Annotated in this window: 18 protein-coding genes; 4 read left to right on the forward strand and 14 right to left on the reverse strand. The window is 51.0% G+C overall.

Annotation, left to right across the window (positions count from 1 at the left end; all coding sequences use genetic code 11):
* Positions 1-2: 2 nt before the first annotated feature.
* Complete coding sequence (gene cmoM / locus G8S19_RS14690) at positions 3-782, reverse strand: tRNA uridine 5-oxyacetic acid(34) methyltransferase CmoM (RefSeq protein WP_040231810.1); 780 nt, start codon at positions 780-782, stop codon at positions 3-5.
* A 135-nt stretch (positions 783-917) separates the two neighbouring features.
* Between cmoM and elyC the strand changes: the two genes are divergently transcribed.
* Entirely contained in the window at positions 918-1,694 is a 777-nt protein-coding gene (gene elyC / locus G8S19_RS14695; RefSeq protein ID WP_124021532.1) for an envelope biogenesis factor ElyC, read from the forward strand.
* On the opposite strand, the gene G8S19_RS14700 is transcribed toward elyC, so the two are convergent.
* The 13 genes from G8S19_RS14700 to serC form a co-directional block, all read right to left on the reverse strand.
* Entirely contained in the window at positions 1,671-2,564 is an 894-nt protein-coding gene (locus tag G8S19_RS14700; protein ID WP_005123553.1) for a YcbJ family phosphotransferase, read from the reverse strand. The two genes, elyC and G8S19_RS14700, sit on opposite strands and share 24 nt — an antisense overlap.
* Positions 2,565-2,727: 163 nt before the next feature.
* Positions 2,728-3,474, reverse strand: a complete 747-nt coding sequence (gene kdsB / locus G8S19_RS14705) for a 3-deoxy-manno-octulosonate cytidylyltransferase (RefSeq protein WP_048212136.1) — start codon at positions 3,472-3,474, stop codon at positions 2,728-2,730.
* Entirely contained in the window at positions 3,471-3,653 is a 183-nt protein-coding gene (gene ycaR, locus G8S19_RS14710; RefSeq protein ID WP_003035793.1) for a protein YcaR, read from the reverse strand. The genes kdsB and ycaR overlap by 4 nt, the downstream gene beginning before the upstream one ends.
* Positions 3,654-3,704: 51 nt before the next feature.
* Positions 3,705-4,937: a winged helix-turn-helix domain-containing protein gene (locus G8S19_RS14715; RefSeq protein ID WP_137378646.1), complete on the reverse strand. Its 1,233-nt coding sequence runs from the start codon at positions 4,935-4,937 to the stop codon at positions 3,705-3,707.
* A 41-nt stretch (positions 4,938-4,978) separates the two neighbouring features.
* Positions 4,979-5,956: a tetraacyldisaccharide 4'-kinase gene (gene lpxK, locus G8S19_RS14720; protein WP_199969285.1), complete on the reverse strand. Its 978-nt coding sequence runs from the start codon at positions 5,954-5,956 to the stop codon at positions 4,979-4,981.
* The gene (gene msbA, locus G8S19_RS14725; RefSeq protein WP_124021528.1) at positions 5,953-7,701 is read right to left on the reverse strand and encodes a lipid A ABC transporter ATP-binding protein/permease MsbA; all 1,749 of its coding nucleotides are present in this window, start codon (positions 7,699-7,701) and stop codon (positions 5,953-5,955) included. Before msbA ends, lpxK begins: the two co-directional genes overlap by 4 nt.
* A 36-nt stretch (positions 7,702-7,737) precedes the next feature.
* Positions 7,738-10,002, reverse strand: coding sequence for a ComEC family protein (locus tag G8S19_RS14730; protein ID WP_115602305.1), 2,265 nt, complete (start codon positions 10,000-10,002; stop codon positions 7,738-7,740).
* Positions 10,003-10,208: 206 nt separating this feature from the next.
* Positions 10,209-10,493: an integration host factor subunit beta gene (gene ihfB / locus G8S19_RS14735; protein WP_003035780.1), complete on the reverse strand. Its 285-nt coding sequence runs from the start codon at positions 10,491-10,493 to the stop codon at positions 10,209-10,211.
* A gap of 194 nt (positions 10,494-10,687) precedes the next feature.
* Complete coding sequence (rpsA, locus tag G8S19_RS14740; protein WP_003035776.1) at positions 10,688-12,361, reverse strand: 30S ribosomal protein S1; 1,674 nt, start codon at positions 12,359-12,361, stop codon at positions 10,688-10,690.
* Positions 12,362-12,474: 113 nt separating this feature from the next.
* Positions 12,475-13,158 (reverse strand): (d)CMP kinase, encoded by a 684-nt coding sequence (gene cmk, locus G8S19_RS14745; RefSeq protein ID WP_005123561.1) that lies wholly within the window; start codon positions 13,156-13,158, stop codon positions 12,475-12,477.
* Positions 13,159-13,329: 171 nt separating this feature from the next.
* A complete protein-coding gene (locus tag G8S19_RS14750) occupies positions 13,330-14,091 on the reverse strand; it encodes a M48 family metallopeptidase (RefSeq protein WP_048212141.1) in 762 nt (253 codons plus the stop codon).
* Positions 14,092-14,229: 138 nt separating this feature from the next.
* Positions 14,230-15,513 carry a 3-phosphoshikimate 1-carboxyvinyltransferase gene (gene aroA / locus G8S19_RS14755; RefSeq protein ID WP_124021527.1) on the reverse strand — a complete coding sequence of 428 codons (1,284 nt, stop codon included), beginning with the start codon at positions 15,511-15,513 and terminating at the stop codon, positions 14,230-14,232.
* Positions 15,514-15,582: 69 nt separating this feature from the next.
* Entirely contained in the window at positions 15,583-16,671 is a 1,089-nt protein-coding gene (gene serC / locus G8S19_RS14760) for a 3-phosphoserine/phosphohydroxythreonine transaminase (RefSeq protein ID WP_115602308.1), read from the reverse strand.
* A 445-nt stretch (positions 16,672-17,116) separates the two neighbouring features.
* On the opposite strand from serC, the gene ycaO reads away from it, so the two are divergent.
* The 3 genes from ycaO (at position 17,117) to pflB (ending at position 22,481) form a co-directional block, all read left to right on the forward strand.
* On the forward strand, positions 17,117-18,877 hold the full coding sequence (gene ycaO / locus G8S19_RS14765) for a 30S ribosomal protein S12 methylthiotransferase accessory factor YcaO (protein ID WP_124021525.1): 1,761 nt from the start codon (positions 17,117-17,119) through the stop codon (positions 18,875-18,877).
* A 404-nt stretch (positions 18,878-19,281) separates the two neighbouring features.
* Complete coding sequence (focA, locus tag G8S19_RS14770; RefSeq protein WP_003831909.1) at positions 19,282-20,139, forward strand: formate transporter FocA; 858 nt, start codon at positions 19,282-19,284, stop codon at positions 20,137-20,139.
* Between the two features lie 59 nt (positions 20,140-20,198).
* Complete coding sequence (pflB, locus tag G8S19_RS14775) at positions 20,199-22,481, forward strand: formate C-acetyltransferase (RefSeq protein ID WP_048212143.1); 2,283 nt, start codon at positions 20,199-20,201, stop codon at positions 22,479-22,481.
* Positions 22,482-22,627 lie beyond the last annotated feature (146 nt).

A 22,627-nucleotide genomic window follows, 5' to 3' on the forward strand; every position in this document is an offset into this window, starting at 1 on the left:
GGTTATCCTTGCATCTGCGGTTTGCGCGCGGTGACATGAATATAGCGGCCAAGGCTGATATACGGTTCCTGGCGGCAATAGCGCGTTTCTAACTCAAGTAACATTTCATAACCGTCACGCTGTTGATGCTTATCTCGCAGATAATCATGAAACACGCGCACGCCTGTCTTACCGGTTATCTGCCAACCGATCTCTTCCAGCCACTGGTAAACCTGTCCTGGTTCACGCGGATAGTCTGGTGAAAGCGTACGTTTTTTACGTTTTGGCATCCCAACCTGCACATAGTCGAAATTCCCTGCGACCATGTTGTGCATCAGCAGACCGTTAGCATTGTAGAACATTAACGATAACGCGCCGCCGGGACGTAATACCGACCACAGGGTTTGCAGCACGCAAACCGGTTCGGCCACCCATTCCAGCACAGCATGAAACAATATCAGATCAACCGGGCTTTCCAAATGCGCAGCAACATCCTGAGCGGCGCATTGTATGAAATGCATGTTTCCGCTCACACCTTTTGCCTCTGCTGCCTGTTGCGCACGGGCGATCATCTCACCGGACAGGTCACATAATGTCACGAAGTGACCGCGCTCCGCCATTTTGATGGCCGTTTGCCCTTCGCCCCCACCCGCATCCAGAATATGTAATTTCTGTTCACCGAGCGTGGGCAGTAAGCGATCCAAATCCTGCCAGAGAATAGCCTGTCTTAATTGACCTTTGGTGGTGCCGTAAATGTTACGGGAAAACTTCTCTGCAATGTCATCAAAATTGCGATCCCGCATCGGGCTCTCCACAGGCTGGCTTTAGGGCGACTAAGTAAAACCGCTATTTTGTCACACCCACGCCGAGAATGAACCTTCCTGGTGTAATATCGCTGCAGATCCCCTGCTATATGGTTAAAAAAGGAACCAAAAAGGATGCTTTTTACGCTGAAGAAAGTGATTGGCGGTATGATGCTGCCGCTTCCGTTGATGCTGCTTGTGATGGGCATCGGCCTGGGGTTAATCTGGTTTAGCCGCTTTCAGAAAACGGGGAAAGTGTGTATCAGCCTGAGTTGGCTCGCACTTTTACTGCTTAGCCTGCAACCTGTCGCCGATCGTCTGCTGAAACCGCTTGAGGATAGTTATCCAACCTGGCAGGGTACGCAAAAAGTGGAGTACATTGTGGTGTTGGGTGGCGGATATACGTGGAATCCGCAGTGGGCGCCAAGTTCAAACCTGATCAACAACAGCCTTCCACGTCTGAATGAAGGTATTCGCCTATGGCGCGCAAACCCGGGCTCGAAGCTTATCTTTACCGGCGCTGCCGCAAAGACCAATAATGTCAGCACGGCTGAAGCTGGCGCTCGCGTGGCGCAGTCGCTGGGCGTGCCCCGCAGCGAGATCATTACGCTGGACAAACCTAAAGATACCGAAGAAGAAGCGATAGAAGTAAAACAGGCCATTGGCGATACGCCGTTCCTGCTGGTGACATCCGCATCGCACTTACCGCGTGCGATGATTTTCTTCCAGCAGGCCGGACTGCATCCGTTGCCTGCACCCGCTAATCAACTGGCCATCGATTCACCACTCAATCCGTGGGAGCGAGCAATTCCTTCGCCTGTCTGGCTGATGCATAGCGATCGTGTTGGTTACGAAACGTTGGGGCGCATCTGGCAGTGGCTAAAAGGTTCAGGCGAGCCACGGCAGCAGTGATTTCGTTGCCAGGTCAAAGTTGGAACGATTAAAACGTCCGGTATTGACCAGTTGCGCAACCTCATCCCATAACACATACAACCAGCGCCGCCAGATGAACGACTCCGCCACTGGCGCGCGCTGCAGGTATTGCCATAGCAGGCTTTCCGCCAGCGCATTATCCATTAAGCGGAACAGTTCATATTCCCTGGGCGCCCACAGCATCAACCCCGGCCCCACCATTGCCAGAAGCTGATCGCTACGGGCGTCTTTAAGCATGCTGCGTAAGCTGAAATTACCGTGGATCAGCACGCAGTTATCATTGAATCCTTCAAATAAAGCGGGCAAACACTCACGGGTACGAAACAGGATCCGTTTGTCCTGCATCGTCAGCCCGGTATTGTTGAACTGACTTAACGTAGTCCACAACACCTCAACTCGCTGACGATACCAGGATGGCCAGATATTCTCTTGCGTGTTATCCACCATTCCCACACAGCCGCGGCTATCCTGTCGATGCCATGAAAGCAGACCTTCTACAATCTGATCCTTTAGATGTTCCCAGCGTTCGGGCGTTCTGGCTGGCGCTTCTACCGGCACACCGCGTAAACGCTCAAGCAACAGGACATCAGGGCCGGGATGTTCTTCGTGCGTTAAGACCCCATAAATGACTGGCATACGCACAGTCCCGCTGCGTGCCAGCATGGTGGTTTTCCATGCTAACTGCTGCGCCATCCCCGGTGTGGTGAAACTTCTCGCCATCAGTGGCATCGGATTTCCCTGGCTGTCATACAGTGACCACAGGGCCGTATCCACTTTTTCATTTACGCATTCAATACGACTGAGTTTTTCACCCAGCAGATGGCTGAGTTCGGCACGCAACTGTTCCATTTCAGATTGCCCTCATTAATGCTACTGCTTTCATAATGAGCGTCGTGCAGACAGATGTCACCCGGATGAGATCAATTGATGAAAAGAAAAGTGGAGGGAAAGCGTAACGATACGACACTCCTCCCAAAAATCGCATCACCGGGGGGGAGTGTCATGAGAAAAACTAACGCATTTCAGCGCGAACGCGCTCAAGGTCTTCGGCAGTGTCTACGCCGGTTCCTGGGACTTCTTTTGCGACGGCAACGTGAATTTTCTCGCCGTACCACAGCACACGCAGTTGCTCCAGCATTTCAATATGCTCAAGTGGACTCGGCTGCCAGTTTACATAACGGCGAATAAATCCGGCGCGATAACCGTAAATGCCCAGGTGACGCAGGAAGGTATCGCCCACCGTTTCGAGGCTTTTGGAAAAACGGTCGCGATCCCATGGGATCGTCGCACGGGAAAAATAGAGAGCATAACCTTCGGCATCCAGCACAACTTTTACCGCATTCGGATTAAACGCCTCTTCCGCGCTGTGAATCGGGGCTGCAAGGGTCGCCATACCAACCTGGCGCTGCGCCAGATTCTCAGCGACCTGACGAATAATGACCGCCGGGATCATCGGCTCATCACCCTGGACGTTCACAATAACGGTATCATCGCTAAAGCCACATTTCTCGACAACTTCCGCCAGTCGCTCCGTGCCAGACTGGTGATCGGCACGGGTCATGCACACTTCGCCACCCACCGCTTCTACCGCACGAGCGACATCTTCATGATCGGTGGCAACAATAATACGCTCGGCGCCAGATTCACGCGCACGTTCCAGGACATGCACAATCATGGGCTTGCCGTTGATATCCAGCAGCGGCTTACCCGGCAAACGTGTGGACGCATAACGCGCAGGAATAATGACCACAAAACTCATGATTTACTCTCATCAGCAGTCAGAACACGGGCTTCGGTTTCCAGCAAAACTGGAATGCCGTCGCGCAGTGGGAAAGCAAGGTTATCCAGTTTACAAATCAGTTCCTGTTTTTCCTGGTTAAACCAGAGTTTGCCATTGCATACCGGGCAGGCAATGATTTCAAGCAGACGATGATCCATAGTTCCTCCAGATGGACCGGATTGTGAATCCGTAAATATTAACATAATCAATTAAGAGGCTGGGTCTATTTCCCAACCGTGCCGAGATTCAGCAAATAAACCGTCCGGGCAATTCCCCAATGTCACTCGCGTCGCCTGCTGCCAGCGGGCAAAATCATCAATCGCCTGAAACAATCCTTTTTGCAGAGTAACCCCTGGTTTGATGCCATCCTGCAACCACAGCGAAATAACCTCCAGCACGCCGGTTTTACGGTGCATTTTGGCGTCCATGCGCCCAACTAACTGCCCGCGATGCAGCAACGGCAAGACGAAATAACCATACTGACGTTTCGGCGCTGGCGTATAGCATTCCAGTCGGTAGCTAAAATCAAACAGCTGTTCTGCCCGTTTACGATCCCAGACCACCGGATCAAACGGGGATAAAACAGCGTTGTGGGTGGCAGTCAACTTTCCCGCCAGAGCAAGTTCCAGTTGCGGCTGAAGGTGGCTGTGCAACCACAAGGTGCCCAGCCCTTCTACATCAACAGGAATTATATGTCGCTGTTCCCTTCGCATATCGCACCAGTTTTTTAACGCCGGACGCTTCAGGCGATAGTAGTCCGCCAACCACTGCTCACGGAAAATACCCAAACTACGGGCGCTATTATCCAGCATCACAATTTCGGCTTCATCCTGCGACAGCCGGTCACGCTCGTCATCCCAATGAGGCATGACGCGATGCGTTAAATCATACACTCGCTGAAAATTACGCCGCTCCACCACCATCACTTTCCCGGATGTAAAAAGCCCTTCCAGATGCCGCTTTTGTGGTTTCCATTCCCACCAACCGCTGGCGCCCTTACGCGGATGCTCGAAATCGGCTGAACGTACCGGCCCGTTATGCTGGATATGCTGTAACAGTTGCTCAATTTCATGAGCATGCTCTTTCATCCACGCCGCTTTGTATTTCCAGCCCATTTTTTCCGGAGCCAACATACGATGGCGTATCAGCGTAAAGTCGCTGCGCGGTAAAAAACAGGCTTCATGCGCCCAATACTCCATCAATTCCCCCTGCAGTAAGGACTCATCCAGCCATTGGGGGGAATAGTCACCCAAACGACTAAACAGCACCAGATAGGGACTGCGCGCCACAATATTGATGGTATCGATTTGCAGTAACGACATACGCGAAATGGTGGGAAGAATATCTGCAGGCGTTGCCCGGCGGCGTGTTTTTTTCAGTAGCCCCTGGGCAGCAAGATGAAGATGACGGGCATCCGTCAGAGTAAGACGCGGCAACGACATTTATGACCTCATAAATGATTCGCTGCCGCAGCGTGAATCAGTCAGCGAGTCAGCGAGATTAAGCTATCCAGCAACGCATCAGGCCGTTCGCCTGACAGATGTGCGTCAACGGGTAAATACCACCAGTTATCATCGGCAAATGCACGACATTTCACGGCATCTTTTTCCGTCATCACCAGCGTTTGTCCTTCTGCTAACAACGCACTGACGTCACTGTAGGTCAGAGACTGATGGTCTGCCAGTGCGACACATTTTTGTAACCTGGCGCCACATGCCTCAAGCGTGGCAAAAAAACGGGGTGGATGACCGATACCCGCCATGGCGACAATATCAGGCAGTTGCGCCACATCGCGACGTTCACCGGTACGTAAATTAACGGCCGGCCCCGGCTCAAGATGCATGGGAATTTCACCCGGTCGCGCAACGCCGCCATTAACGATCGTGGCATCTACCGATTTAAGGCGACCTGCGCGTTCACGCATTGGCCCAGCAGGGAGCCACCAGCCGTTACCAAACCGACGCACACCGTCAATAACCACGATTTCAACATCTCGCGCCAGACGATAGTGCTGTAGCCCATCGTCGGTCACAATAATCTGCACGTCATGTTGGGCCAAAATGGCTTTTACCGCATCCGATCTTACCGGGGATACCGCTACCGGCACGCCGGTACGTTGGGCGATCAGCACAGGTTCATCACCCGCTTCTGCGGTAGTGGTCTCTGCGGTCAATAACAACGGGTAAGCAGCCGCTTTCCCGCCGTAACCACGCGACACCACGCCCACGCGAATCCCGCGTTGCTGCAGTTGTTCAACCAGCCAAATTACCACCGGTGTTTTGCCATTGCCGCCGGCTGTAAGATTGCCGACCACCACAACCGGTACTGGCGCGCGCCAAGCGCGTTTCAGCCCAAGCTTGTAGCATAGACGGATCCCGCCACTCACCAGGCCATAAAGCCAGGAGAGTGGAAGTAACAATCGCCACAGCGGCGATTCACCAGACCAGATACGTGCGATCATTGACCGAATTGCATTTTGTGTAATTGCGCATAGACCCCGCGCTGCTCAATCAGGTCGCTATGGGTTCCGCGTTCGACAATCAGACCATCCTCCACCACGATGATTTCGTCGGCTTGTTCAATGGTTGAAAGACGGTGAGCAATGACCAGAGAAGTACGGTTTTTCTGTAGCTCATCAAGTGCAGACTGAATCGCGCGTTCGGATTCGGTATCCAGCGCCGACGTAGCTTCATCGAGGATCAGGATCGGACTGTCGCGCAGCAAGGCGCGAGCGATGGCGATACGCTGGCGCTGACCACCTGAAAGCAGCACGCCGTTTTCGCCAATCACCGTATCCAGACCATCATCCATCTTGTTGATGAAATCCATGGCGTAGGCCATCTGTGCCGCTTTTTCGATCTGCTCGCGGCTGTACATATCGGTACGCGCGTAGGCGATGTTGTTGGCAACCGTATCATTGAACAGGTGAACGTTCTGCGATACCAGCGCCACCTGAGCGCGCAGCGATGACAGGGTGTATTCACGAAGGTCGTGCCCATCCATCAGAATCTGCCCTTCATCAATATCGTAGAAGCGCGTGATCAGGCTGGCGATAGTGGATTTACCAGAACCCGAACGACCAACCAGGGCAACGGTTTTGCCCGCCGGAATATTCAGGTTGATGTTACGTAGTGCAGGAATGTCACGGCCCGGGTAGGTAAAGGTCACGTTACGGAACTCCAGATCGCCAGAAGCGCGCTCAATGACGCGTTTACCTTCATCTTTCTCTTGTTCGCTATCCAGTATCGTAAATAAGGTCTGGCATGCCGCCATACCGCGCTGGAACTGCGCATTGACGTTAGTCAGTGACTTCAGTGGACGCATCAGGGCGATCATTGAAGAGAAGACAACGGTGATTGTCCCTGCCGTCAGGTTTTCCATCACGCTTGGGAAACTGGCCGCATATAACACGAAGGCCAGAGCCAGAGAAGCGATCAACTGGATGATAGGATCGGAGATAGAAGAGGCAGAAACCATCTTCATACCCTGCAGACGCATCTTGTTGCTGACTTTGTCAAAACGCTTGGTTTCAACTTCCTGGCCACCAAAAATCAAAACTTCTTTGTGGCCTTTCAGCATCTGCTCCGCACTTGTCGTAACCTGCCCCATGGTGTTTTGCATGTTTTTACTGATGCTACGAAAGCGCTTGGAAACCACTCGGATTGCCACTGACACAATTGGTGCCAGCACAATCAGGATCAATGACAGCTGCCAACTGTAATAGAACATCATGATAAACAGGCCAATAATCGAGGCACCTTCACGTACTACGGTGATTAGCGCACCAGAAGATGATGACGCGACCTGCTCTGAATCATAGGTAATACGAGACAGCAGCGTACCGGTAGACTGTTTATCAAAAAAGGCGACAGGCATACCCATCATATGACCAAACAGGCGGCGGCGCATGGTCATGACCACTTTGCCTGACACCCATGAAATACAGTAGCTGGAGACGTAGCTCGTAATACCGCGAACTATCATTAGCCCAATGACCACCAGAGGCATCCACAGCAGCACAGAGCGATCAGTTTTACCAAAACCATCATCCAGTAATGGCTTGAGGAGCGATAACATGAAGGTATCGCTGGCCGCGTTAAGGACTAACGCTATACCCGCCACGATCAGACCCGATTTAAAAGGCGCTATGGTTGGCCATAGTCGGCGAAACGTCTGCCACGTAGAGAGATCTTTATCGTTATGCATTCAAAAAACCAGCATTTGTTAGAATAGCCGCATATTCTACCCGTTATCCTCCAACACGCCAAACCACTGATGATACCAACGGGGTAAAATCTGATCCCGTAAGCTGCGTATGCGCCAACTTTTTTGATAAATATCTAGCGTGATTTGCCCCTGGTGGGGTGTGTCCAGCCACTGATAATTTTGTTTCCGGTAACGCTGTCGGACTTTCCATGACGGTAGACGCCAGGCATTGTAGCGGGATGCTGAGGCTATTGCGGCCTGTCCGCCAACGCGTTGAATCAGCGCCAATGAGGATGACGTGTTACTCCCGTGGTGTGGAACCTGCACAAACGTAGCCTGCAGATGCTGCCAGTAGTGACTTAGCATTTTTTGTTCAGCAGGGGATTCAATATCACCAGTCAGGAGAATACTCTGATGTCCGTCATCCACCTTTACCACACAGGAATGGTTATTCCCCTGCTCTTTATTTCCACTGACTGGCCAATGTGCACTAAATGTTAATCCCTGCCATTGCCAATGCTCCCCGCGAAAACAAGGGAGATGCCCTTTCCAGCCCAACGGACTTCTGATCCACAGTGACGGCCAGGCTTGCTGTAGCGATTGCAACCCTCCCCGGTGATCCAAATGCTCGTGACTTAGAATTACCCCTTGCGGTTCCAGGTTGTGCCAACGTAGCCAGGGAATAATCAGCTGTTGCGCGCTATCACCTTCAGGCCATGCCAGACCAGTATCATAAAGCAGTGCTTTACCATTACGCGCAATCACCATCGCCAGCCCCTGCCCGACGTCCAGCATATGTACCTGCCACAAATCAGCGCGGGGTGTCCTCCAGAACGGTCCACTCAATAACAAAAGCCCGGTAAAACAGGCAACCGGTAGCGTTTCCCAGGCATTTAATCGCCATGCAATAAGCATCAGCCATGGGGACAGTGCAAGCCATTGCCAACGCGCATCAATGTTGAGCCATCCTTCCGGTAAGCTATTGAGACCCCAAAATAACAGCTCCAGAGAACGGTCAGCGAGATACCACAGCCCTGCCTCGATCATCACCTGACCGGTTAAATGCACGACCATACCCGCCAATATCAGAGGAACTGAAACAAATGTGACCAGCGGTACCGCAAATAAATTGGCCAGCAATGAGCTCAGGCTAACACCGTGAAATAATGCGATTTGGACAGGCAGAAGCAGTACCGTAATTCCCAGTTGAAGATGAGCAAGCGCCAGCACTGCACGTCCGATACGCGAGAGCGGCCAGCACGGCATCGGCATCCACTGAAACCAGAATAGCAGCGCCGCTACGGCGAAAGCAGACAACCACAGACTTTGTGAAATCACCGCGACCGGATCTACTACCACAATTGCTGCCAGACAGGTAATCCAGACCGCCCAGCCACTCCACTGCCTGCCGCTTAGTTTTAGTGCCCCCCATACCATTAGCGCGATGACCGTGCGTAATGCCGGTGGTTGCAGCCCCGTCAGCCAGGCATAAAATGCAGCGCAGAGCACACCCCCGACTAGCGGAGCCTGCCAGCAGATCCAGCGTGCTGGCATAAAAAATTGTCCGCCTCGTATCAATCCGCCAGCGAGGAGTGCGGCAAAAGCAATATGCAGCCCGGAAATGGCCATCAAATGTGCTGTTCCGGTATCACGCATTATATTTTTTACCGCCTGCGATACAGACAAACGTTCCCCCATCCCCAGCCCCAGTATGACTTGCTGCCAGGGATAGGCGGCAAGCGTGGTTTTTAGCGAGGAGAGATAACGTGCACGCAGACTGCATTGCGGTGTAATCACTGAGGCCTGCAGAAATCGCCCCGTTAGCGGCTGATGCTGTGCCAATGCATAGCGCTGGCTATCAAATCCACCTTCATTCAGTTGCCCATGCACAGCGCGAACTTTCAGCATCATCGCCCATGTCTGACCTGCGCAAACATCGCCAGGTAAGTACTGTCCATACAGTACGACGCCAACGGCAGGAAAGATTCGTTTCCCCTGAAGGTGAGTGATTTGGCCGTAGTGCGTTGTCATATTATCAGTTCCGGTTATCCTCACAATGGCTTGCTGGGTTTTCGCAGGCAGCGTATTACCGGCCCAGATAACCTCTTTCGCAGCCAGTATTCCCCACAGGAAAAACAGCAGGACTAATCCAGCGTAATGCATATATCGATGAGGAATGAGACAAAGCAGACACGCCAGACCAAATACCAAGCTGACACACAGCATGTCAGGTAATACGGGTAATACCGTCAGCGGGAGAATGCCGCATAACGCACACGTACTGATTGTTGTTAGTTTCATATGACACCTCCCTGTGACAGGGAGTGTGCAGGACAATTCAGCAGATGTCTGGCAACTATTTACCGGTAAACGAGGTGCGTTCCGATGTTATTTAACTGCAGATGTAACATACAAATATGTTGGGAGAGAGATTCCAGCACAGGGAGGTGAAAATGAAAAAAGCACCCATACAGGTGCTTTTCTCGGGGCTAAGTCTTGCTGAGGACTTAACCGTAAATATTGGCGCGATCGCGCAGTTCTTTACCCGGCTTAAAGTGCGGAACATATTTTCCTTCCAGATCCACTTTATCGCCAGTCTTCGGATTACGTCCGGTGCGTGGTGCGCGGTAATGCAAAGAAAAACTGCCGAAACCGCGGATTTCAATACGCTCGCCCTGCGCAAGAGTCGAGGCCATATGTTCCAGCATCTCTTTTACTGCATCTTCAACCGCTTTCGCGGGAATATGAGGTTGCTGGGTTGCAAGTCTTTCAATCAATTCTGACTTGGTCATGATTCCTCCGGTTCCTTAAAGGCAAAATTAGCTGCTGCATTGATTAAGGGCGGCCGTAGCCGCCCTTTGTCATTGATTACAGGACGAATCCTGTAATCTGTCAAGCTACTCGTCACCCTTTGTGCTGTTAACAGCACAAAGGATTTATACCCGTCATACTTCAAGTTGCATGTGCGGGTATAGAGTACTCGATATTACTCGCCTTTAGCTGCTTTGAAAGCTTCAGCCATTGCGTTGTTAGAGAAGTTTGCATCTTCCTGTTTGTTAACAGTTGCGATTGCATCTTTCTCATCAGCTTCGTCTTTAGCACGAACAGACAGGCTGATTGCACGGTTCTTACGATCAACGCCGGTGAATTTAGCTTCAACGTCGTCGCCTACGCTCAGAACCAGAGTTGCATCTTCAACGCGGTCGCGGGAAGCTTCAGAAGCGCGCAGGTAACCTTCAACGCCGTCAGCCAGTTCTACGGTTGCGCCTTTAGCGTCAACTGCAGTGACTTTACCGTTTACGATTGCGCCTTTCTTGTTCAGTGCAACCCAGTTGTTGAACGGATCTTCTGCGAGCTGTTTAACGCCCAGAGAGATACGCTCACGCTCTGCGTCAACCTGCAGAACAACTGCTGCGATTTCGTCGCCTTTTTTGTATTCACGAACTGCTTCTTCGCCTGCAACGTTCCAGGAGATGTCAGACAGGTGAACCAGGCCGTCGATGCCGCCGTCCAGGCCGATGAAGATACCGAAGTCAGTAATAGACTTGATTTTACCTTCAACACGGTCGCCCTTGTTGTGGGTTTCCGCGAACTGCTGCCATGGGTTGTTTTTGCACTGCTTCAGACCCAGGGAGATACGACGACGTTCTTCGTCGATATCCAGAACCATAACTTCCACTACGTCGCCAACGTTAACAACTTTGGACGGGTGGATGTTTTTGTTGGTCCAATCCATTTCGGAAACGTGAACCAGGCCTTCAACGCCTTCTTCGATTTCAACGAAGCAGCCGTAGTCGGTCAGGTTGGTCACGCGACCAGTCAGTTTGGTACCTTCCGGATAACGCTTAGCGATAGCTACCCATGGATCTTCGCCCAGCTGTTTCAGGCCCAGAGATACACGAGTACGCTCGCGGTCGAACTTCAACACTTTAACAGTGATTTCGTCGCCAACGTTTACGATTTCGCTCGGATGCTTAACGCGTTTCCATGCCATGTCGGTGATGTGCAGCAGGCCGTCAACGCCACCCAGATCAACGAATGCACCGTAGTCAGTGAGGTTCTTAACGATACCTTTAACTTCCATGCCTTCCTGCAGGTTTTCCAGCAGCTGATCGCGTTCTGCGCTGTTTTCGGATTCGATAACGGCACGACGGGAAACAACAACGTTGTTACGCTTCTGATCCAGCTTGATTACTTTGAATTCAAGCTCTTTGCCTTCCAGGTGCAGCGTGTCGCGGACCGGACGAACGTCTACCAGGGAACCCGGCAGGAACGCGCGAATACCATTCAGCTCAACAGTGAAGCCACCCTTGACTTTGCCATTGATAACACCAGTAACGGTTGCAGCTTCTTCGTAAGCTTTTTCCAGCGTGATCCAAGCTTCGTGACGTTTAGCTTTTTCACGGGACAGCAGGGTTTCACCGAAGCCGTCTTCTACTGCATCCAGAGCAACGTCAACTTCGTCACCAACCTGGATTTCCAGCTCGCCCTGGGCGTTTTTGAACTGCTCTGCCGGAATGGCGGACTCAGATTTCAGACCGGCGTCAACCAGTACTACGTCTTTGTCGATAGCAACAACAACACCACGAACGATGGAACCCGGGCGGGTTTCGATTTCTTTTAAGGATTCTTCAAACAGTTGAGCAAAAGATTCAGTCATGTTTAATCTTCAGGTTTCATATTTAACGTCCACCTGGCTCCATGCCGGATGGGGTTGTTTAACATACCCGCTGTCAATCCATTGCAACGGGGGTACTGCAAATTCGGTCGCACTTATGCGAGAGCCAGTTTTTGGCGCGCGTATTGTAACGCTTTTTCAATCACTTGCTCAATGCTTAATCGGGTTGAATCTAAAACTAAAGCATCAGCAGCGGGAACCAGCGGCGCTACAGCACGGTTACGATCGCGGTAATCACGTTCTTCGATCTCGGCCAAAAGGCGTTCAAAGTTAACACTAAAGCCTTTCTCCTGCAACTGTAGCATACGTCGATGCGCACGTTCTTGCGAGGAGGCGTCCAGAAAAATTTTTACTGGCGCATCAGGGAACACCACCGTGCCCATATCACGTCCGTCGGCAATCAGGCCGGGCGCTTCACGAAACGCGCGTTGGCGACGTAACAGCGCTTCGCGTACGCGAGGAAACGCAGCGACCTGAGAGGCGGCATTCGCCACTTCCTGGGTGCGGATTTCGCCGCTGACATCTTCGCCTTCCAGAATGACTTCCAGGTTGCCGTCCGTTGAGATAAAACGCACATCCAGGTGTGAGGCAAGCGGTACCAGAGCATCTTCAGAAGTGACATCAACATGGTGATGTAACGCTGCGAGCGCCAGTACGCGGTAGATCGCGCCTGAATCTAACAGATGCCACTGCAATGCTTCCGCCATTGCCTTGCACAAGGTGCCTTTTCCTGCACCACTTGGGCCATCAATGGTAATAACCGGGGCAATTGCCGTCATCTTTTTCTCCTTAAACGGGCATACGTTAACGTGAACGCCGCGCATTATACGCGCCAACGCTAATAATCGTTAACACAGAGTGTAAAAACCCGATTAGTCTGTAACGATATGAGGAAGAATTGCGCAATTATAGCGGGCTGGCGAGAAACCAGCCCGGAAGATGACACTGTTTTACTTTTTATCTGCAGCGATACGTTCACGCATATGCTGAGCACGATCGTCAGATGCCGGATGAGAATCCATCAGTGATTTTGCATGGCCTGCGTCCATCGTGGCAAACTTATCAAACGCAGTCACTAACCCCTGACGGTCAATACCGCGTTTTTTCAGCAAATCATAGGAAAAGTCATCCGCATCCGATTCCTGGCTACGGGAGAACGCTGAGTTAATCACACCTTCCGCCAGATCGCCCAACTGAGACTGGGAAAGCTGAGAAGCGACGCCGCTGGTCGCAGAAATAGCATCGCGCGCAGCGAGTGTGGCATACGCAGTCTGCATTGCTTTACGTGAGTGTCCTAAAGAAACATGGCCCAACTCATGACCCAGCACACCTTCAATCTCATTGTCGGTCATCTGGTCCATCAAACCCGAATAAACACGTACGCATCCATTCGCCATTGCCCAGGCATTGATATCACTGGTCATATAAACCTTATAGTTGACCGGCGTTCCATCAATGTTATTACCCAACGCTTTCGCAATTTTATTCAGACGCTTAGTGTATTTGCTTTTTGCGCCCGCTAGCTGGTTTTCGCTATCCATCTGCTTACATGAACTGTTAGAGAGAGATTTGACATCAGCGTCGGAAAGCGTCGCAGCTTTATAAGCCGCCATACCGGAACTGGCAACAAGGTCGCCATTTACGCCATTTTTACAACCTGCCAACAACGTAGCGGAAACCGCCAACGCCAAAAAGAGTGATTTATTTTTCATGCTAATCTTCCGATGATATTTATAATAAAAACAAATAAATAAGTTAAATCATCAACAAATTAGCATTAGTTGTAAGCGTAAAAACAGTGCGGTTACGGACACCAAAACGCCAGTCCAGGGACCGGCGTTTCGTGAGGATCAGGCAGGAGTACTAATACGGGCCAACTGTTCGAAATAATCCGGGAAGGTTTTGGCGGTGCATTTAGGGTCCAGAATGGTTACCGGCGTGTCAGACAACGCCACCAGCGAGAAACACATCGCCATACGGTGATCGTTATAGGTCGCAATATCCGCAAACTGCAGCTTAACCGGTGGAGTGATACGGATAAAATCATGCCCCTCTTCAACTTCCGCGCCCACTTTCCGCAACTCCGTTGCCATCGCAAACAGACGGTCGGTCTCTTTGACGCGCCAGTTGTAAATGTTCCGTAAAGTCGTTGTGCCCTTTGCAAACAACGCGGCGGTCGCAATGGTCATTGCCGCATCAGGAATATGGTTCATGTCCATATCGACAGCGTTCAACTCACCGCGAGTACAGGCAATAAAATCATCGCCCCATGTCACGGTCGCGCCCATTTTTTCCAGCACATCAGCAAAGCGAATATCACCCTGCATGCTATGACGCCCAATCCCGGTAACCTTCACCGTACCGCCTTTGATCGCGCCAGCCGCAAGAAAATACGAGGCCGATGAAGCGTCGCCTTCTACCAGATAGGCGCCCGGAGACTGGTACTGTTGGTTGCCCTGCACGACAAAGCGCTGGTAGTTCTGATTCTCAATTTCAACACCAAACGTTTTCATCAGGTTCAGTGTGATATCAATGTAAGGTTTGGATACCAGCTCACCTTTAATGGCGATCGTCGTGTCCTGCGGCGCCAGCGGCGCAGTCATCAGCAATGCAGTGAGGAACTGGCTGGATACGCTGCCGTCTACCTCAACTTGCCCTCCGGTGAAACCACCGCGCAGACGTAGAGGCGGATAATTTTCCTGCTCCAGGTATTCAATGTTGGCTCCGCCCTGGCGTAACGCATCAACCAGATGACCAATCGGGCGCTCTTTCATGCGCGGTTCGCCCGTCAGCACGATGTCATTGCTGCCCAGGCACAGCGCTGCGGCCAGCGGGCGCATTGCGGTTCCGGCATTGCCAAGGAACAGCTCTACAGCGCCTTCTGCATGCAGCGTGCCGCCGTTACCGATTATCTCGCAACGCGTGCGATCGGCAGAAAGGGTATAGCTAATCCCTAACGCATTCAGAGCATTAAGCATATGGCGGACATCATCGCTGTCCAGCAGGTTGGTCAGGACAGTGGTGCCATTTGCTAATGCAGCCAGCAGCAAAGCGCGGTTAGAAACACTTTTGGATCCAGGCAGATTGATGGTGCCATCCACCCGCGCAATGGGTTGTAACGTCAGGGATTCCATGAAACTCAACTCTCAAAAACAGACAGAAAAACCCCACAGGCTGGCTGTGGGGATGAAAAGTACAGCAGATTAGCCGCGGCGGCGCTCGAAATCGACCATGAAATCGGTCAGTGCTTTTACGCCTTCCAGCGGCATAGCGTTATAGATTGAAGCCCGCATTCCGCCAACTACACGATGTCCCTTCAGTGCATGCAGACCGGCAGCAAACGACTCTTCCAGGAAAAGTTTATCCAGCGCGCTGTCAGCCAACTGGAACGGGACGTTCATGCGTGAACGGTTCGATTTCGCCACATCGTTGCGGTAGAAATCGCTGTTATCAATCACGCCGTACAACAGTTCCGCTTTTTGCTGGTTAATTTTATCCATCGCGTTAACACCGCCCTGCTCTTTCAGCCATTTAAAAACCAGGCCAGACAGATACCAGGCAAAGGTCGGTGGCGTATTGAACATGGAGTCGTTGTCATTCAGCACGGTATAGTCGAGGATTGACGGGCAGGACATATGGGCCTTACCCAGCAAATCTTCACGTACGATGACAATGGTCAGCCCGGCCGGGCCGATGTTTTTCTGCGCCCCGGCGTAAATTACGCCATAACGACTAACGTCAAGCGGTGCGGAAAGAATGGTCGAGGACAGATCCGCCGTAACCACCACGTTGCTGGCAAAATTCGGCGTTTCATCAATCGCGATACCGTCGATGGTTTCGTTCGGACAATAGTGCAGATACGCCGCATTGTCAGAAAGCTGCCATTCACTCATCGGTTTAACAGCACGCAGTCCGTCAACGGTGACTTTGGCGTCGATAACATTTGGCGTGCAGTACTTTTTCGCTTCTTTAATTGCACTGGCGGCCCAGTAACCGGCATCGACGTAATCCGCCGTGGTTTTGTCACCCAGAATATTTAATGGGATACCCGCAAACTGCCCACGGCCACCGCCATGACAGAACAACACTTTATAGTTGGAGGGGATACTGAGAAGATCGCGAAAATCCTGCTCCGCTTCCTCTGCGACCTGGATGAACTCTTTGCCACGGTGGCTAATTTCCATCACCGACGTGCCAAGACCGTTCCAGTCGCGAAGATCCTGTTGAGCCAGTTTAAGTACTTCTGCCGGTAGCATTGCCGGACCTGAACTAAAATTAAAGACCTGAGCCATTTCCCCTCACCACGTTGTGTTGTTATCCGATCAACATCCTGTCGTTTACGATAATTCCTGTGACAGACATTGGGTATAAGTTATTCCTGTGGATATCGGTTTTATCATTCAGTGACACGCGCCGCAATGGGTAAAACTGGCCAGGGCAAAAATGAGCGGTGCATCACACAAAAGAATCTATCGGATTGACGGATAAAAACCGAGATTTTCGCTATCAGGAGGCGCATTTGGCCCAGCCAACCTTCGACCATTCTGGTTTTGCATAGCGCAGAGATATATAAAGAAAGAAGCCCCCTTCCCTTCAGCAGATAGTCCGCAGACATTCGACTGAACACGCTACGGTGTGAATCAAATGCTTTATTTACGCCGAGGCTCGGGCGGCGATAGCGCCATTCATTGAAAACCCGTATCATTGCGCGCTTTCCGTACGACAAAAGTGATTTTCATGACGCAAACATTTATCCCCGGCAAAGATGCCGCACTGGAAGATTCCATCGCTCGCTTCCAGCAAAAATTACTCGACCTCGGTTTTCAAATTGAAGAAGCCTCGTGGTTGAATCCCGTTCCTAACGTCTGGTCTGTGCATATTCGCGACAAAGAATGCGCGCTGTGCTTTACCAACGGTAAAGGTGCGACGAAAAAAGCGGCGCTGGCCTCCGCACTGGGCGAATATTTTGAGCGTCTGTCCACGAATTACTTCTTTGCGGATTTCTGGCTGGGCGACACCATCGCTAACGGCCCGTTCGTACATTACCCGAACGAAAAATGGTTCCCACTGACAGAAGATGATGACGTACCTGAAGGTTTGCTGGATGCGCGTCTGCGTGCATTCTACGATCCAGACAATGAACTGACCGGTAGCATGCTTATCGATCTACAATCCGGCAATGAAGAACGCGGCGTTTGCGGCCTGCCGTTTACCCGTCAGTCAGATAATCAGACCGTTTACATTCCGATGAACATTATCGGTAATCTGTACGTATCTAACGGTATGTCTGCGGGTAACACACCGAATGAAGCCCGCGTTCAGGGGCTGTCTGAAGTTTTTGAGCGCTATGTGAAAAACCGCATTATCGCGGAAAGCATCAGCCTGCCGGAAATTCCGGCCGAAGTGATGGCGCGTTACCCGGCAGTCGTTGAATCCATTGCAAAGCTGGAAGCCGAAGGATTCCCAATCTTCGCATACGACGGCTCGCTGGGCGGCAAATACCCGGTTATCTGCGTTGTACTGTTCAACCCTGCTAACGGTACCTGTTTTGCCTCTTTCGGCGCGCACCCGGATTTCGGTGTTGCACTGGAGCGTACCGTCACTGAACTGTTGCAGGGCCGTGGCCTGAAAGATCTTGATGTCTTCACTCCCCCAACCTTCGACGATGAAGAAGTGGCTGAGCACACTAACCTCGAAACGCACTTCATCGATTCCAGCGGTCTGATCTCCTGGGATCTGTTCAAGCAAGATGCCGATTACCCGTTCGTTGACTGGAATTTCTCCGGCACAACGGAAGAAGAGTTCGCAACCCTGATGGCCATCTTCAAAGCGGAAGATAAGGAAGTCTACATAGCCGACTACGAGCATCTGAGCGTTTACGCTTGCCGCATTATCGTCCCGGGCATGTCTGACATCTACCCTGCAGAAGATTTGTGGTTAGCCAACAACAGCATGGGAGCGCACCTGCGTGAGACCATTCTCTCTCTGCCAGGCAGCGAATGGGAAAAAGATGACTACCTCAACCTGCTCGCACAGCTGGATGAAGAAGGATTTGACGACTTCACTCGCGTACGTGAGCTGCTGGGTTTGGCGACCGGTGCAGATAATGGCTGGTATACCCTGCGCATTGGCGAGCTCAAAGTAATGCTGGCTCTGGCGGGCGGTGACCTTGAGCAGGCACTGATCTGGACGGAATGGACAATGGAATTTAATGCATCCGTCTTTAGTGCTGAACGCGCAAACTATTACCGTTGCCTGCAAACTCTGCTGCTGCTCTCTCAGGAAGAAGATCGTCAGCCGCTGCAGTATCTTAACGCATTTGTTCGTATGTACGGTGCAGAGGCAGTTGAAGCAGCAAGTGCAGCAATGAGCGGAGAAGCGCCATTCTACGGATTACAAACGGTTGATAGCGATCTGCGGGCTTTCCCGGCACATCAGTCTCTGCTGAAAGCCTATGAGAAGCTGCAACGCGCGAAAGCAGCACACTGGTCAAAATAGTGGCAAACAGCCCGCGTTGAGTAGGCTAAACGTATTGTCTGGGCTATATTACGGGGCGCTCTAAGCGCCCTGTTTTTTTATTTTTGTGTACTCAAAAATAAATGTAAAAACAAGGTTAAATATTAGTAGTTGATATTAAAATTTTTGGTTTATTAATATCGCTATTTATCTCAATTACTCCATTTTAATTAACCGTCCGACTGGAGGTATAAAGAAAAATTTCAACTCACTTTATAATTTTTAAAATTTATTTTTACATGGATAATCAACAAGTTACACCGTAATTGCATAAAAACCATGCGTCTTACGGGCCTATAAGCCAGGCGAGATATGATCTATATCAAATTCTCATCTATAATGCTTTGTTAGTATCTCGTCGCCGACTTAATAAAGAGAGAGTTAGTGTGAAAGCTGACAACCCTTTTGATCTTATACTTCCTGCTGCTATGGCCAAAGTTGCCGAAGAAGCAGGCGTCTATAAAGCAACGAAACATCCGCTTAAGACGTTCTATCTGGCAATTACTGCCGGTGTGTTCATTTCAATTGCCTTTGTTTTCTATATCACTGCCACAACCGGTACCGGCACAATGCCTTTCGGCATGGCAAAGCTGGTGGGTGGTATCTGCTTTTCCCTGGGGCTGATCCTTTGCGTTGTCTGCGGCGCTGACCTCTTCACTTCAACCGTACTGATTGTCGTCGCTAAAGCCAGTGGTCGTATTACCTGGGGTCAGTTAGCGAAGAACTGGCTTAACGTTTATGTCGGTAACCTGATTGGTGCGCTGATTTTTGTGTTACTCATGTGGCTTTCTGGCGAGTATATGACCGCCAACGGCGCGTGGGGACTCAACGTCCTGCAAACTGCCGACCACAAAGTGCACCATACTTTTGTTGAAGCTGTAAGCCTTGGTATTCTGGCTAACCTAATGGTGTGCCTGGCGGTATGGATGAGCTACTCTGGCCGCAGCCTGATGGACAAAGCGTTTATCATGGTATTACCGGTCGCAATGTTTGTTGCCAGCGGTTTTGAGCACAGTATCGCAAACATGTTTATGATCCCTATGGGTATCGTAATACGCGATTTCGCCACCCCGGAATTCTGGACCGCTGTCGGTTCTTCTCCGGAGAATTTTTCTCACCTGACCGTGATGAATTTCATCACCGATAACCTGATTCCGGTTACGATCGGTAACATTATCGGCGGCGGTTTGTTGGTCGGGTTGACATACTGGGTCATTTACCTGCGTGGTAACGATCATCATTAATCTGTTGATGCTCATTACACGCAGTAAATAAAAAATCCACTTAAGAAGGTAGGTGTTACATGTCCGAGCTTAATGAAAAGTTAGCCACAGCCTGGGAAGGTTTTACCAAAGGTGATTGGCAGAATGAAGTAAACGTCCGTGACTTCATTCAGAAAAACTACACTCCGTATGAGGGTGACGAGTCCTTCCTGGCTGGCGCAACTGAAGCGACCACTGCACTGTGGGACAGCGTAATGGAAGGCGTTAAACAGGAAAACCGCACTCACGCGCCTGTTGACTTTGACACCTCCGTTGCTTCTACCATCACTTCTCACGACGCTGGCTACATCAACAAAGCACTTGAGAAAATTGTTGGTCTGCAAACTGAAGCTCCGCTGAAACGTGCGATTATCCCGTTTGGCGGTATCAAAATGGTTGAAGGTTCCTGCAAAGCGTACAATCGCGAACTGGACCCGATGCTGAAAAAAATCTTCACCGAATACCGTAAAACCCACAACCAGGGTGTATTCGATGTTTATACCAAAGACATTCTGAACTGCCGTAAATCCGGTGTTCTGACTGGTCTGCCAGATGCCTATGGCCGTGGCCGTATCATCGGTGACTACCGTCGCGTTGCGCTGTACGGTATCGACTACCTGATGAAAGACAAATACGCTCAGTTCGTCTCTCTGCAGTCCGATCTGGAAAATGGCGTAAACCTGGAAGCAACTATCCGTCTGCGTGAAGAAATTGCTGAACAGCACCGCGCTCTGGGTCAGATCAAAGAAATGGCTGCTAAATATGGCTGCGATATCTCTGGTCCGGCTACCAACGCTCAGGAAGCTATCCAGTGGACTTACTTCGGCTACCTGGCCGCGGTTAAATCTCAGAACGGCGCAGCAATGTCCTTCGGTCGCGTATCCACCTTCCTGGATGCTTACATCGAACGTGATATCAAAGCAGGCAAAATCACCGAGCAAGACGCACAGGAAATGATCGACCACCTGGTCATGAAACTGCGTATGGTTCGCTTCCTGCGTACTCCTGAATATGATGAACTGTTCTCCGGTGACCCGATTTGGGCAACTGAATCAATCGGTGGTATGGGCGTTGATGGCCGTACTCTGGTTACCAAAAACAGCTTCCGCTTCCTGAACACCCTGTACACCATGGGTCCTTCTCCGGAGCCGAACATCACTGTTCTGTGGTCTGAAAAACTGCCTCTGAACTTCAAGAAATTCGCCGCTAAAGTGTCCATCGACACCTCTTCTCTGCAGTACGAGAACGATGACCTGATGCGTCCGGACTTCAACAACGATGACTACGCTATCGCTTGCTGCGTAAGCCCGATGGTTGTTGGTAAACAAATGCAGTTCTTCGGTGCGCGTGCAAACCTGGCGAAAACCATGCTGTACGCAATCAACGGTGGCGTTGATGAAAAACTGAAAATGCAGGTTGGTCCTAAATCTGAACCGATCAAAGGCGACGTTCTGAACTTCGACGAAGTTATGGACCGCATGGATCACTTCATGGACTGGCTGGCTAAACAGTACGTCACTGCACTGAACGTTATTCACTACATGCACGACAAGTACAGCTACGAAGCCTCTCTGATGGCGCTGCACGACCGTGACGTTATCCGCACCATGGCGTGTGGTATCGCTGGTCTGTCCGTTGCTGCTGACTCCCTGTCTGCAATCAAATATGCGAAAGTTAAACCGATTCGTGACGAAGACGGTCTGGCTATCGACTTCGAAATCGAAGGCGAATACCCGCAGTTTGGTAACAACGACTCTCGCGTTGATGACATGGCGGTTGACCTGGTAGAACGTTTCATGAAGAAAATTCAGAAACTGACTACTTATCGTAACGCTATCCCGACTCAGTCTGTTCTGACCATCACCTCTAACGTGGTTTATGGTAAGAAAACTGGTAACACCCCAGATGGTCGCCGTGCTGGCGCACCGTTCGGCCCAGGTGCTAACCCAATGCACGGTCGTGACCAGAAAGGTGCCGTTGCCTCTCTGACTTCTGTTGCTAAACTGCCGTTTGCTTACGCTAAAGATGGTATCTCTTACACCTTCTCTATCGTTCCGAACGCACTGGGTAAAGACGACGAAGTTCGTAAGACCAACCTGGCTGGTCTGATGGATGGTTACTTCCACCATGAAGCGTCCATCGAAGGTGGTCAGCACCTGAACGTGAACGTCATGAACCGTGAAATGCTGCTGGACGCGATGGAACATCCGGAAAAATATCCGCAGCTGACCATCCGTGTTTCTGGCTACGCAGTACGTTTTAACTCCCTGACTAAAGAACAGCAGCAGGACGTTATTACTCGTACCTTCACTCAGACCATGTAATTGGTTTTGACTGAAATCGTACTTTAAAAAGCGTACAATAAAGGCTCCACGTAAGTGGGGCCTTTTTAATAGCCTGCTTTGTCAGCTATCTATACTTATGGATATCAGCCAAAACAGACTCGACACAGTTAATAACTGTGCACTAA

This window comes from Citrobacter sp. SX206, assembly GCF_024181025.1.
GTDB classification, from domain to species: Bacteria; Pseudomonadota; Gammaproteobacteria; order Enterobacterales; family Enterobacteriaceae; genus Citrobacter; species Citrobacter youngae.